We start from the raw sequence: 12,465 nt of genomic DNA, 5'->3' as shown, positions 1-12,465 counted from the left end.
TCGTCAGGACGAAGAGGTGACGAGCGATTGATCGGCGTCGTCGGCGTTGGGATCACCGGGCGCGGTGGCCCAGGCCAATTCGACCAGGGTGACGATGCGGCGGCCGGCGCCATCGAGCTGGCAGACGATCAGGCCCTGGTCCTCGATATAGGTCAGCAGCCGCTGCGCCCGGCGCAGCGAGTGCGAGCCGTAGGCGCGCGCGATCGCGGCGTCGCTGGGGCAGGGGCGGCCATCCTTGGCGGCGCGGGCGAGCATCATGAACACGCCCTGCATGTCCTCGGGCAGCAGCGAGGCGCGCAAGGTGACGTCCTGCCAGCCGGCATCGTCCGAGGTCTCGTCGCCACCGAGACCGGCGCGGGCACGGGTAAGCATGCGGCGGAATTCGTTGAGGTCGGGCACCGCCGTGCCCAGCCCCTCGATGCGGCAGCGGACGACGAACTCCTGGTAGAGCACGCCGACGGCGCGGAAGCCGGCATCGGGCTCGGCCAATACAGCGCGCAGCACGCGCTCGACGCGGGCGCGGCGCTCGGCGAGCTCCTCCTCGCTGACCTCGGGCGGCGGCGGCTCGGGACGAAACTCCAGCGCGGCGGACTTCGCCGCCATCAGCTGGTCGAGCAGCTCCGGCTGCGGCTTGCGCTGCGGCCGCGCGTTGGTCTCCGGCGGCGGGGCTGCGAGGATGACGGAGCGGGCGTCCTCGAGCGAGGCCTCCGGCAGCGGCATCAGCCGCGGCGTCGCATTGCGCGGCTTGGTATCGGTCGGACCGATGCGAAGGCCCAGCGGCCGGCGCGACAGCGCGGGGCCGAGCGCCATGAACTGGCCGCGCTCGAGGTCGCGGAACGCTTCCGCCTGGCGCCGCTCCATGCCGAGCAGATCGGCGGCGCGGGCCATGTCGATATCGAGGAAGGTGCGCCCCATCAGGAAGTTCGACGCCTCGGCCGCAACGTTCTTGGCAAGCTTCGCCAACCTCTGCGTCGCGATCACTCCGGCGAGCCCGCGCTTGCGGCCGCGGCACATCAGGTTGGTCATCGCGCCGAGCGAGGCCTTGCGCGCCTCGTCCGAGACCTCTCCCGCCACAGCGGGCGCAAACAATTGGGCTTCGTCAACGACGACGAGCATCGGGTACCAATGGTCGCGCGAGATCTCGAACAGCCCGTTGAGAAAGGCGGCCGCCCGCCGCATCTGGTTCTCGGCGTCGAGGCCCTCGAGGTTGAGCACCGTCGAGACGCGATGGATGCGCGCCCGCTCGCCGGCGACTTGCAGGGCGCGCTCGGTGTGATCCTCGGCCTCGATCACGAGATGGCCGAATCGCTCGGCGAGCGTAACGAAGTCGCCTTCGGGATCGATGATCGTCTGCTGCACCCAGGGCGCGCTCTGCTCCAAGAGCCGCCGCAGCAGATGCGATTTCCCGGAGCCGGAATTGCCTTGCACGAGGAGCCGCGTCGCCAGCAGCTCTTCGAGGTCGAGCGCTGCGGCCGATCCCGCCGCCGTCTGCCCCATCTCGATCGCAACCGTCATGTGCCCCGACTCAAACCCGCGTCTCGCAGAGGGTGGCGGATATCAAGTCGTGGCGCGCCCGTCGAGCATTCCGGGTGGCTTGTCCCGTATTCCGGATCGGCTGTGGATGGCGTTGCCGAATATGGAACCCACGGCTTGCTCGCCGGTTCCATGCTGGACCGTCGTTGTCGCGGGAGAGCCCATGAATTGGCGAGCGCGCGCATTTCGGGTTACTGTCCGGCAACAATGGGGCAACGCGTGAACGAGCACTCGGACGCCAGCCGTGCGACGTTTCAGGTCCTCGCGTCCGGGGCCGATTTCCTCCAGGGCGGCGGACAGATGGGGGCGCTGATGCGTGCCCATGATTGGTCGCGATCGCCGCTGGGCCCGCCGGAGTGCTGGCCGCAATCGTTGCGCACCTCCATCAGCACCTGCCTCGACTGTGCATTCCCCATCCTGATCTGGTGGGGACCCGAGCTCGTCATGCTCTACAACGACGAGTACCGATCGATCCTGGGCTCGCAGAAGCACCCCTTCGCCCTGGGCACTTCGGGCCGCGCCGTGTGGCCGGAGATCTGGGATGTCATCGGCCCCATGCTGCAGCAGGTCATCGCGCGCGGCGAGGCGACGCGCTCGCGCGACCTGCCGCTGTTCATGGATCGCCACGGCTATCTCGAGGAAACCTACTTCTCGTTCTCCTATTCGCCGATTCGCGACGAGACCGGCGGCGTCGGCGGCGTGTTCACGCCAGTCATCGAGACCACCGCGAAAGTCGTCGGCGAGCGCCGCATGCGGACCTTGCGCGATCTCGCTGCGCGTGGTCGCGCCGAGAGCTTGCAGCATGCCTGCCGTGGCGTGGCCGCTGTCCTCGCCGAGAATGCGCACGACGTCCCGTTTGCGCTGATCTACCAGCCGAGCGAGGATGGACGATCGGCGCAGTTGCTCGGCGCGTCCGGCGTCGAGCCCGGCGGTGCCGTTGCGCCAAAGCAGATCGCTCTCGATGCCGAGGCTGACGCACTCTGGCCGCTCCGGGAGGCGGCGCATGCGGTGGCGCCGATTCGCGTCGAGCTCGCGGGCGCAAGGTTTCCGGATGTGCCGAGAGGCGCCTGGCCCGAACCGCCACGGCTCGCACTGCTGCTTCCGGTCACGACCGGACGCGAGCGGCCGACCGCGATCCTGATCTGCGGCGTCAATCCGCGCCGCGCGCTCGATGAGGAGCACCAGGGCTTCTTCACGCTGATGGCAACCCAGCTCGGCAGCTCGTTCGCCGAGACGCTCGCTTATGAGGAGGAGCGGCGGCGCGCCGAGACGCTGGCCGAGATCGACCGGGCTAAGACCGCGTTCTTCGCAAATGTCAGCCACGAATTCCGCACACCGCTCACACTCATGCTCGGGCCGCTCGACGACGTGCTGTCGCGGCCCGAGGGGCCGTTGCCACCGGACCGCGGCGGCCTGGAGATCGCCCAGCGCAACGCCCTGCGGCTGCTCAAGCTCGTCAACTCGCTGTTGGAGTTCTCGCGCATCGAAGCCGGTCGGATGCAGGCCGTTTTCGCCCCGACCGATCTGGCGAGATTGACGGAGGAGGTCGCCAGCGTGTTCCGCTCGGCGATCGAGGCTGCGGGCATGAAGCTGATCGTCGATTGCCCGCCTCTCCAAGAGCCCGCCTTCGTCGACCGCGAGATGTGGGAGAAGATCGTCCTCAACCTGCTCTCCAACGCCTTCAAGTTCACCTTCACCGGCGAGATCGAGGTGAAGCTGCGCGCGATCGACGGAAAATTCGAGCTCGCCGTTCGCGATACCGGCACGGGCATTCCGCAGGACGAGCTGCCGAAGCTGTTCGAGCGCTTTCATCGTGTCGCGGGTGCGGATGGCCGAACGCATGAAGGCTCGGGGATCGGCCTCGCCCTCGTGCAGGAGCTTGCGAGGCTGCACGGCGGATCGATCGCCGTCACCAGTACGCTCGGACGTGGCAGCGTCTTCACGGTTGATATTCCGCAGGGCCGGAGCCACCTTCCGTCCGGGCAGATCGACCTCTCCGCAGCGCAGGCGCCGACCGTGCGCGGTGCGCGCGCCTTCATCGAGGAGGCTCTGCACTGGCTGCCGGATCCGCTTGGGGTTGTCGAGCATGCCGCTTCCGGCATGGAGATCTCGACGGCTGAGGAAGGGGAAGGGAGCGAAGCTCGCGCCCGCATCCTGCTCGCCGACGATAATGCCGACATGCGCGACTATGTCCGCCGGTTGCTCGCGGCGCACTACGATGTCGTGTCGGTCGGCGACGGCGAGGCGGCGCTCGCAGCGATCGCCAGGGCCAAGCCCGATCTCGTCTTGTCCGACATCATGATGCCGCGGCTCGATGGCATTCAGCTGCTCGCACGCATCCGCGCCGACAGGGAGGTCAGCACCCTTCCCGTCATCCTGCTGTCGGCGCGTGCGGGCGAGGAAAGCCGCGTCGAAGGCATGCAAGCGGGTGCGGATGATTACCTGATCAAGCCCTTCAGCGCCCGCGAGCTGCTGGCGCGGGTCGAGGCGCACCTGAAGATGGCGCGCTTGCGCGCCGAGGCGACCGAGCGTCTGCGCGCCAGTGAGGAGCGCTTCCGTGCTTTCGTCACGGCAAGCTCCGATATCGTTTTTTGCATGAGCCCCGATTGGACGGAGATGCGCTATCTCCAAGGCAAGGATTTCATTGCCGACACGATGGCGCCGAGCCGGCACTGGCTCGCCAAGTACATTCATCCGGACGATCAGCCGCAGGTCAGGGCCGCTATCACCGGGGCGATCAGGGCCAAGAGCGTCTTCGAGCTGGAGCACCGTGTGATCCGCGTCGACGGCACGCTGGGCTGGGCGCATTCGCGCGCCATTCCCATGCGTCGTGACGACGGTGAGATCGTGGAGTGGTTCGGGGCCACACGCGACATCACCGAGCAGAAGCAGGCCGAATATGAGCTGCGCAAGAGCGAGGAGCGGCTGCGCAACGCGGTCGAGGTCGGGCGGCTGGGCTTGTGGGACTGGAACGTTGCGACCGGCGAGGTCTACTGGTCGGACGAGCACTTCCGCATGGAAGGCTACGGTGTCGGCGAGGTGACGCCTAGCTACGAAGCCTGGACCGCGCGACTTCATCCGGAGGATCGCACCGCAACGGAGGCGGCACTCCGCCGGGCGATGGAGCTGCGTGAGGAGTATGCGCGCGAGTTTCGCGTAGTCCACCCGGACGGCAGCGTGCGCTGCCTGTATGGCCGCGGTCGCTTCTTCTACGACGATGCCGGACAGCCGATCCGCATGACGGGTGCGATGGTCGACGTAACGGAGCGGCGCGAATGGGAGGAGCGGCAGAAGGTGCTGGTGGCCGAGCTGCAGCATCGCACGCGCAACCTGCTGGGCGTGGTCCGCTCGATGGCCGACAAGACGGCGCGCGCCAGCACGGACCTCGCCGATTTCCGCGCGCGCTACCGCGATCGGCTGGACACGTTGTCCCGCGTGCAGGGGCTGTTGTCGCGCCTGACGGAGCATGACCGCGTCAGCTTCGACGATCTGATCCGCAGCGAGCTGTCTGCGGTGGCGGGCGGCTCTGAGCGCGTCGAGCTGTCGGGGCCGTCCGGCGTGCGGCTGCGGTCCTCGACCGTGCAGACGCTCGCGATGGCGCTGCATGAGCTCGCCACCAACGCGGTCAAATATGGTGCGCTGGCGCAGCCCTCAGGCCATCTCGCGGTGTCCTGGTCGCTCGAACGCCACAGCGCGGACGAAACGCCCTGGCTGCACATCGACTGGCGCGAGAGCGGCGTCGACATGCCGCCACCCGGCGCGATGCCCGGCGGGACGGGGCAGGGGCGGGAGCTGATCGAGCAGGCCTTGCCCTATCAGCTCAGCGCCAGGACCTCCTACACCTTCGCCCCTGACGGCGTCCGTTGCACCATCTCGATTCCTGTTTCGCTCACCACATTGGAGCTCGAGGAGCATGCCTGAACGCTCGCTTCGCGATCGACACATCCTCATCGTCGAGGACGAATACATGCTGGCGGACGAGCTGCGCTGCGCTTTCGGCGATGCCGGCGGCACCGTTCTGGGGCCGGTGGGAACCGTCCCGGACGCGCTCGATTTGATCAAGCGGGAGCAGCGCATCGAAGTCGCCGTGCTCGACGTCAATCTGCGCGGCGAGATGGCGTTCCCGGTGGCGGATCTGCTGGTGGAACGCGGCGTGCCCTTCGTATTCACGACCGGCTATGACGAGTCGATCATTCCGGACCGGTTCTCGAACATTCTCCGTTGCGAGAAGCCGATCGCGGTCGACGGCATCATCCGTGCGCTCGGGCGCATGGTCGGACATTGAACGGGGCGAGCAAATGCTTCGCCCCGTCGCTCCGGGGAGCGAGGTCTCAGACCTCGCGGCGGCTGAGGAAGGCGAGCCGCTCGAACAGGTGCACGTCCTGCTCGTTCTTCAGGAGCGCGCCGTGCAGCGGCGGGATCAGCTTGCGCGGATCGCGCTCGCGCAGCTGCTCGGGGCCGATGTCCTCGTTGAGCAGCAGCTTGAGCCAGTCGAGCAACTCGGAGGTCGACGGCTTCTTCTTCAGGCCGGGCACGTCGCGCACCTCGAAGAAGATGCGCAAGGCTTCCTCGACCAGCCGCTTCTTGATGTTCGGGAAATGCACGTCGACGATGCGCCCCATCGTGTCCGCGTCGGGGAAATTGATGTAGTGGAAGAAGCAGCGGCGCAGGAAGGCGTCGGGCAGCTCCTTCTCGTTGTTGGAGGTGATGATGACGATCGGGCGCAGCTTGGCCTTGATGGTCTCGTTGGTCTCGTAGACGTGAAATTCCATCCGGTCGAGCTCGAGCAGCAGGTCGTTCGGAAACTCGATGTCAGCCTTGTCGATCTCGTCGATCAGCAGCACCGGGCGCTGCTCGGCGGTGAAGGCCTCCCACAGCTTGCCGCGCTTGATGTAGTTCTTGATGTCCGACACGCGGCTGTCGCCGAGCTGGCTGTCACGCAGGCGGGAGACGGCGTCGTATTCATAGAGGCCCTGCTGCGCCTTGGTGGTGGACTTGATGTGCCAGGTGAGCAGCGGCGCGTTGACGGCCTTGGCGACCTCCTCGGCCAGCACGGTCTTGCCGGTCCCCGGCTCGCCCTTCACCAGCAGCGGCCGTTCGAGCACGATCGCCGCATTGACGGCCACTTTGAGGTCGTCGGTGGCGACGTAGTCCTGGGTCCCGGTAAATTTCATCACGCCTCGCTTCCGGATCGAACTTGTATGGCTCGAACTTGTGTTGAGTGGCTACGCCGCGGCAGCGGCCTTGAGATGATGGCTGCCATCAGAAGCGGAAATAATCAAGCGCGCCTGATCAATGAGAGGATCACGAGCACAATGACCGCGCCGATCGTGGCGTCCAGATCGCCCCCAAAGTGCCGCTGGCCAGCGCGATGTGCAGCGCCGGCAGCACGTAGCTCGCGACCAGGGCGCCGACAATGCCGACCACCATGTTGCCGATCAGGCCGAAACCGGCGCCTCGCACGATCAGTCCCGCCAGCCAGCCCGCGATGGCGCCGATGATCAGCGCTGCAATGATACCCATGAAAACCCCCATTCCATCCGTGGTTCCCAGGGATTGTAGAGCAAAAAGCCGCCCGGTCCAGGCCATGCCCAAGGAGCGGCCCTTGACGTGCCCTCTTGGCCGCGCGATCTAATGGGCATGTTCCTGCAATTCTTCACAGCACTGCGCGACGCGCAGGTCCCGGTCTCCTTGCGTGAATATCTCACGCTGATGGAGGCGATCGATGCCGATCTCGCCGAGCATTCGGTCGAGAACTTCTACTATCTGTCGCGCACGGCGCTGGTGAAGGACGAGCGCAATCTCGACAAGTTCGATCGCGTGTTCGGCACCGTGTTCAAGGGATTGGAAAATCTCCTGGATGCGATGGAGAAGGCCGAGATCCCCGAGGAGTGGCTGAGGAAGCTGGCCGAGAAGTACCTCACCGAGGAGGAGAAGAAAGAGATCGAGGCCATGGGCTGGGACAAGCTCATGGAGACCTTGAAGAAGCGGCTGGAAGAGCAGAAGGGCCGGCACCAGGGCGGCAACAAGTGGATCGGGACGGCTGGCACGTCGCCATTCGGGGCCTACGGCTACAATCCCGAAGGCGTGCGCATCGGCCAGGACAAGAACCGCAACAACCGCGCCGTGAAGGTGTGGGACCGCCGCGAGTTCAAGGATCTCGACGGCAATGTTGAGCTGGGCATTCGCAACATCAAGGTCGCGCTACGGCGCTTGCGGAAATTCGCCCGCACCGGCGCGCCGGACGAGCTCGATCTGGACACCACCATTCGTGAGACCGCCAATCACGGCTATCTCGACGTGCACATGCGGCCCGAGCGGCGCAATGCGGTCAAGGTGCTGGTGTTCTTCGACATCGGCGGCTCAATGGATTCGCACGTCGCCCAGGTCGAGGAATTGTTCTCGGCGGCGAAGAGCGAATTCAAGCACATGGAATATTTCTACTTCCACAACTGCCTCTATGAGGGCGTGTGGAAGCAGAACAAGCGGCGCTTCACCGACCGCACGCCGACCTGGGACGTGCTGCATAAATATCCGCACGACTACAAGGTCGTGTTCGTCGGCGACGCCTCGATGTCCCCGTACGAGATCATGGTGCCTGGCGGCTCGGTCGAGCACGTCAACGAGGAGCCGGGGTCGGTGTGGCTCGATCGCGTGATCCGCACCTATCCGCATACGGTGTGGCTCAATCCGGTGGCGCAGAAGCATTGGGACTACTCGGAGTCCACCACCATCATCCGCCGCATCTTCTCCGAGCGCATGTACCCGATCACGATCGAAGGACTCGAGGCGGCGATGAAGGAGCTGGTGCGGTAGACCGGCCCGGAATCACACCAGGCAAGACGACGCTCCGCAAAGACGGAGCAGGGAGGTTCGAGGATGCCCCAGACCATCACCCGCGGCATCAAGGCGCTGCTCGACGAGGCCAATGCCGAGATCGAGACGCTCTCTGCGGCTGAGGCGATCGAGGCGGCCAAGCGCGATGACGTCGTGATCGTTGATATCAGGGATCCCCGCGAGATCGAACGCGAGGGCAGGATCCCTGGCGCGTTTTCCTGCACCCGCGGCATGCTGGAGTTCTGGATCGATCCGCAGAGCCCCTACGCCAAGCCGATCTTCCAGGAGGACAAGACCTTCATCTTCCACTGCGCCGGCGGCCTGCGCTCCGCGCTTGCGGCCAAGACGGCAAAGGATATGGGGCTCAAGCCCGTGGCTCATATCGGGGGCGGCTTTGCCGCCTGGCGCGACGCTGGCGGCCCGGTCGAAGCCTGGGCGCCGAAGAAGAAGGATTGAACGAACGCGTCACACGCGGGCTTGACCCGCGTGTCCATCGCTTGAAGAGATGGATCGCCGGATCAAGTCCGGCGATGACGACTGAATGTGACGCCTGGAGTGCTTGCAGATGACCACCCCCAACGACCCGCTCGTCACCACCGACTGGCTCGCGGCGCATCTCGGCGATCCCAAGGTCAAGGTGCTGGACGCCACCTTCAAGATGCCCGGCGTGCTGCCATTGCCGAAGGACGACTATCTGAAGGCGCATATTCCCGGCGCCGTGTTCTTCGATGTCGACGAGGTCTCCGATCATTCCAATCCGCTGCCGCACATGTATCCGAGCGCGGAGCAGTTCGGCCGCGACGCCGCCCGGCTCGGTGTCAGCAATGGCGACACGGTGGTGGTCTACGATGCCGGCGGCTGGGTCGCTGCGCCGCGGGCCTGGTGGATGTTCCTGTCGTTCGGCCACACGGACGTGCGCGTGCTCGACGGTGGCTTGAAGAGGTGGATCGCCGAGGGGCGGCCGGTCGATAGCGGTCAGGTGACGCCGGCGCTCGGCAACTATCAAGCCATGTTTGATGCCGCACGCGTGCGCAAGATCGAGCAGATGGTCGCGAATCTCGCAGGAAATGCCGAGCAGGTGATCGACGCGCGCCAGGCGCCGCGCTTCGCCGGCGAGGTCGCCGAGCCCCGGGCCGGCCTGCGCTCCGGGCACATCCCCGGCAGCCGCAATCTGCCTTATGCGGAGCTGTTCGACGCCGCGACCGGCGTGATGAAGCCGCTCGATGAGCTGCGCCAGGCGTTCGGCGCGGCCGGCGTCGATCTCGGCAGGCCGATCGTCACCTCCTGCGGCTCCGGCGTCTCGGCCGCGGTGCTGACGTTGGCGCTTTATCGGCTCGGCATCCGCGACACCGCGCTCTACGACGGCTCGTGGTCGGAATGGGGCGTCGAGAACGGCCCGCCGGTTGCGACGGGACCGGCCTGATCGACGCTTCTATTGCGTGCGTGGTGCCGCGGCTTGCTGACCGATGGCTTGCGGCTGCGAGAAGGGCTGTCCGAACGGATCGGGGAACGCCTGCTGTTGCTGCTGCTGTTGGGCCGCCGCCTGCCGCGCGGCCCTGACCCGCTGGGCGACGCGTCGCTGCTTGGCGCGCCGGGCGGCAAGCTGCTTCTCGCGCTCCTTGCGCTTCTTCAAGATGCTCCGGCGCAATTGGACGCTCGCAACCTTCACCGAGGCGCGATGCTCGCCGGCGGCCGGGCGCTCCTGACGCACCGGCTGTTCAGCCAGCGCCGCAAGCTTGGCGGCGATGGGATCGAGCACGACCGGAGCCGGTGCAGGAGTGCCCGCTGCGGGCGCCATCGCGGTCATGGTCGGATCGGCGCTGGCCAGGATCTGCGGCGCGGGTGGAGACACTGGGATCTGGGTCGGTGCTGGCGCAACCTCGCTGGAGGCCGGCGACGCGGGCTGGGCTGCGGGCTCGGACGTCGTGTCCATCCGCGGCTTGTCAGTCGCCTTCTCGACGACGGTGGCTGAAACCGCCGGGCTTGCCGCATCGGGCTTGGCGGTGTCGAGGCGATCGTCGAGCGCTGCCATCGTCTTCGGCATGATGGTGGTCTTGCTGGTGTCGACCGTTTCTGCCGGCAGCGAGGGCGTCGGCAAGGCGGCGGCTTCCGTGATGGTCGCCACATCGACCTTCTCAGGCGCAGTGACGGCAGGCGCCGGCGCGCTCGGCTGATCGGCAGGTGCAGTCGCAGTCGTCACGGGAGCCTCGACGACGGCGGCCGGCGGCGTCACCGGCGGGATCGGCTCGACCCGCAGCACGGCCAGAACCGGCGCCGGCTCGGCCGGCGGCAGGAATGTCGTGAAGCCGGACGCCTGCGTCGAGCGCCAGGACGAATTGCTGGCGAACTGCTCATGGGCGGCGCGCAGCAGGGCGGCAGCGCCCATGCCGAAGACGGTGAGAGAGATGGAGCAGACGATCGCGGCGACGAGGAAACGAAAGCCGGGAAGCATTGACGGAAACTCTCCGCCACGGCAGCGGGACTGCCGAGACATTCGAGCCAGTAGGGAACGCGGTGATCACAGGGAATGGCCGCGTTCGCGACGGAGCCGGCTTCTGCCGTGCATCGCGAATCAGGCTGAAGTCAGAATACCGAAAGTGTTCCCGCCCGCTCGGCAAATCGCGGCGTTGATGCGGCCTGCCGCGGCTGCATTGCACTTTTTCAGCGCCGTGAGACTTCCGTGCAACGACGGAGACATGATCACAAATTGCCGAAATGGGACCGCTCTGGCCGGAATTGTCTTGAATGCGCCGCTATCTTCGGCCATTTGGCGAGGCAAAGGTCCCAATCGGCGGCTTGGGGATACTGCAAGGGCAATGATGATCAGACAAATCCTGACGGTTTGCGCGGTCGCGGCAGCGAGCGCGGCGGCAGCTTCGTTTGCTGAGGCACAGCAAGTCTATCAGACGGCGCCCGGTGCGTATTCGCCCGCGCCGACACCTTACCCGACCGATGCGCGCGGCCAGGGGCCGGATTTCGACGCGCTCGATGACGAGGACACTCCCGGCAACTCGGCCGCTCTGCCGCCGCCCGGTCCGGTGCTGTCGCCGGATGATCCGCGTTATCGCCGTCCGGCCAATGGGCCTGTTTATGGTGGCGCGCCGACGGGACCGGTGATGTCGCCCGACGATCCCCGGTATGGGCGTCCCGCCGTGGCGCCGACCTATGGCTCCGCCGCCAATGGTCCGGTGATGTCTCCGGATGATCCGCGCTATGGCCGTCCGGCCGGTCCGCCGCCGGTGATCTATGGCGATCGTCGGGACCCCAGCCAGCAGGCTTATGGTGGTGCCTATGGCAATGGCGCGCCTGGCGGCGATGCCGGCGCGCCGCGCCCGCCGGGTGCCGTGGGTGGCGCTCCGGCTGTGACCGGAGCCGTGCAGCCGCCGGCCGGCGACCGCCCGATGACGGTAGCCGCGCTGCCGCCGGAAGAGCAGCCGGACGCTGCGCCCGCGCCGCTGCCGCCGAACCTGCGCCGTCAGGAGGTCGACTTCGTTACCAAGGAGCCGCCGGGAACGATCGTCGTCGATACGCCCAACACCTATCTCTACCTCGTGCTCGGCAATGGCCGCGCGATGCGCTACGGCGTCCGCGTCGGCCGCGAGGGCTTCACCTGGACCGGCGTGCAGAAGATCACCAAGAAGACCGAGTGGCCTGACTGGTATCCGCCGAGCGAGATGATCGAGCGCCAGCCCTACCTGCCGCGCTTCATGGCCGGCGGCCCCGGCAATCCGCTGGGAGCCCGCGCGATGTATCTCGGCTCGACCGTGTACCGCATTCACGGCACCAACCAGCCTTCGACGATCGGCAAGTTCGTCTCCTCGGGCTGCATCGGCATGCTGAACGAGGACGTCTCGGACCTGTTCGACCGCGTCAAGGTCGGCACCCGCGTGGTCGTCATGCCTGGCGGCGCGCCGGCGGGTTCGTCCAAGAACATGGCGGCCGCTGCCAACGGCGCTCCTGCGCCGGCCCCGGTTCAGGCCCAGGCCAACGTGCCGGTCGCCCAGCCCGCGACGATGCAGCCGCTGCCGCCGCCGGTGACTATCCGCTGACGCAGCCGAGATCGATGAGATTGCAAAACACCCTCCTTGCGGAGGG

At 66.8% G+C, this 12,465-nt stretch carries 9 protein-coding genes and 1 pseudogene; 6 read left to right on the top strand and 4 right to left on the bottom strand.

Features of this window, described 5'->3' with window-relative positions; all coding sequences use genetic code 11:
• Nucleotides 1-3 precede the first annotated feature (3 nt).
• Nucleotides 4-1,515: a helicase HerA domain-containing protein gene (locus ACVILH_RS00720; RefSeq protein WP_456711161.1), complete on the bottom strand. Its 1,512-nt coding sequence runs from the start codon at nucleotides 1,513-1,515 to the stop codon at nucleotides 4-6.
• Nucleotides 1,516-1,752: 237 nt separating this feature from the next.
• Here ACVILH_RS00720 and ACVILH_RS00715 point away from each other — a divergent pair, with 237 nt between their 5' ends.
• Together ACVILH_RS00715 and ACVILH_RS00710 are read left to right on the top strand one after the other, a co-directional pair.
• Complete coding sequence (locus ACVILH_RS00715; RefSeq protein WP_456711160.1) at nucleotides 1,753-5,454, top strand: PAS domain-containing protein; 3,702 nt, start codon at nucleotides 1,753-1,755, stop codon at nucleotides 5,452-5,454.
• Nucleotides 5,447-5,818 (top strand): response regulator, encoded by a 372-nt coding sequence (locus ACVILH_RS00710; RefSeq protein WP_456711159.1) that lies wholly within the window; start codon nucleotides 5,447-5,449, stop codon nucleotides 5,816-5,818. The genes ACVILH_RS00715 and ACVILH_RS00710 overlap by 8 nt, the downstream gene beginning before the upstream one ends.
• Nucleotides 5,819-5,864: 46 nt before the next feature.
• Here ACVILH_RS00710 and ACVILH_RS00705 read toward each other — a convergent pair whose 3' ends face one another.
• Both ACVILH_RS00705 and ACVILH_RS00700 read right to left on the bottom strand, forming a co-directional pair.
• The gene (locus tag ACVILH_RS00705; RefSeq protein ID WP_456711158.1) at nucleotides 5,865-6,707 is read right to left on the bottom strand and encodes an AAA family ATPase; all 843 of its coding nucleotides are present in this window, start codon (nucleotides 6,705-6,707) and stop codon (nucleotides 5,865-5,867) included.
• 104 nt (nucleotides 6,708-6,811) lie between these two features.
• A pseudogene (locus tag ACVILH_RS00700) lies at nucleotides 6,812-7,056 on the bottom strand (GlsB/YeaQ/YmgE family stress response membrane protein).
• A 117-nt stretch (nucleotides 7,057-7,173) separates the two neighbouring features.
• Between ACVILH_RS00700 and ACVILH_RS00695 the strand changes: the two are divergent.
• From ACVILH_RS00695 to sseA, 3 genes are all read left to right on the top strand, one after another.
• Complete coding sequence (locus ACVILH_RS00695) at nucleotides 7,174-8,349, top strand: vWA domain-containing protein (protein ID WP_456716835.1); 1,176 nt, start codon at nucleotides 7,174-7,176, stop codon at nucleotides 8,347-8,349.
• A gap of 63 nt (nucleotides 8,350-8,412) precedes the next feature.
• Nucleotides 8,413-8,826 (top strand): rhodanese-like domain-containing protein, encoded by a 414-nt coding sequence (locus tag ACVILH_RS00690; protein ID WP_456711157.1) that lies wholly within the window; start codon nucleotides 8,413-8,415, stop codon nucleotides 8,824-8,826.
• Nucleotides 8,827-8,935: 109 nt separating this feature from the next.
• The gene (sseA, locus tag ACVILH_RS00685; protein ID WP_456711156.1) at nucleotides 8,936-9,793 is read left to right on the top strand and encodes a 3-mercaptopyruvate sulfurtransferase; all 858 of its coding nucleotides are present in this window, start codon (nucleotides 8,936-8,938) and stop codon (nucleotides 9,791-9,793) included.
• Nucleotides 9,794-9,802: 9 nt separating this feature from the next.
• Here sseA and ACVILH_RS00680 read toward each other — a convergent pair whose 3' ends face one another.
• Nucleotides 9,803-10,822 (bottom strand): hypothetical protein, encoded by a 1,020-nt coding sequence (locus ACVILH_RS00680; protein ID WP_456711155.1) that lies wholly within the window; start codon nucleotides 10,820-10,822, stop codon nucleotides 9,803-9,805.
• Between the two features lie 364 nt (nucleotides 10,823-11,186).
• Between ACVILH_RS00680 and ACVILH_RS00675 the strand changes: the two genes are divergently transcribed.
• A complete protein-coding gene (locus ACVILH_RS00675; protein ID WP_456711154.1) occupies nucleotides 11,187-12,419 on the top strand; it encodes a L,D-transpeptidase family protein in 1,233 nt (410 codons plus the stop codon).
• Nucleotides 12,420-12,465: the final 46 nt, after the last annotated feature.

This window comes from Bradyrhizobium sp. USDA 4353 (assembly GCF_054063215.1).
The sequence above is the reverse complement of the archived record's forward strand: the minus strand, read 5'-3'. Positions and strand labels throughout refer to the sequence as shown.

Bases quoted from the DNA above. Each gene is read 5' to 3' on its own strand.
- ACVILH_RS00710 (WP_456711159.1), top strand. From the start codon at position 5,447: ATGCCTGAACGCTCGCTTCGCGATCGACACATCCTCATCGTCGAGGAC.
- sseA (WP_456711156.1), top strand. From the start codon at position 8,936: ATGACCACCCCCAACGACCCGCTCGTCACCACCGACTGGCTCGCGGCG.
- ACVILH_RS00690 (WP_456711157.1), top strand. From the start codon at position 8,413: ATGCCCCAGACCATCACCCGCGGCATCAAGGCGCTGCTCGACGAGGCC.
- ACVILH_RS00705 (WP_456711158.1), bottom strand. From the start codon at position 6,707: ATGAAATTTACCGGGACCCAGGACTACGTCGCCACCGACGACCTCAAA.
- ACVILH_RS00680 (WP_456711155.1), bottom strand. From the start codon at position 10,822: ATGCTTCCCGGCTTTCGTTTCCTCGTCGCCGCGATCGTCTGCTCCATC.
- ACVILH_RS00675 (WP_456711154.1), top strand. From the start codon at position 11,187: ATGATGATCAGACAAATCCTGACGGTTTGCGCGGTCGCGGCAGCGAGC.
- ACVILH_RS00720 (WP_456711161.1), bottom strand. From the start codon at position 1,515: ATGACGGTTGCGATCGAGATGGGGCAGACGGCGGCGGGATCGGCCGCA.
- ACVILH_RS00695 (WP_456716835.1), top strand. From the start codon at position 7,174: ATGTTCCTGCAATTCTTCACAGCACTGCGCGACGCGCAGGTCCCGGTC.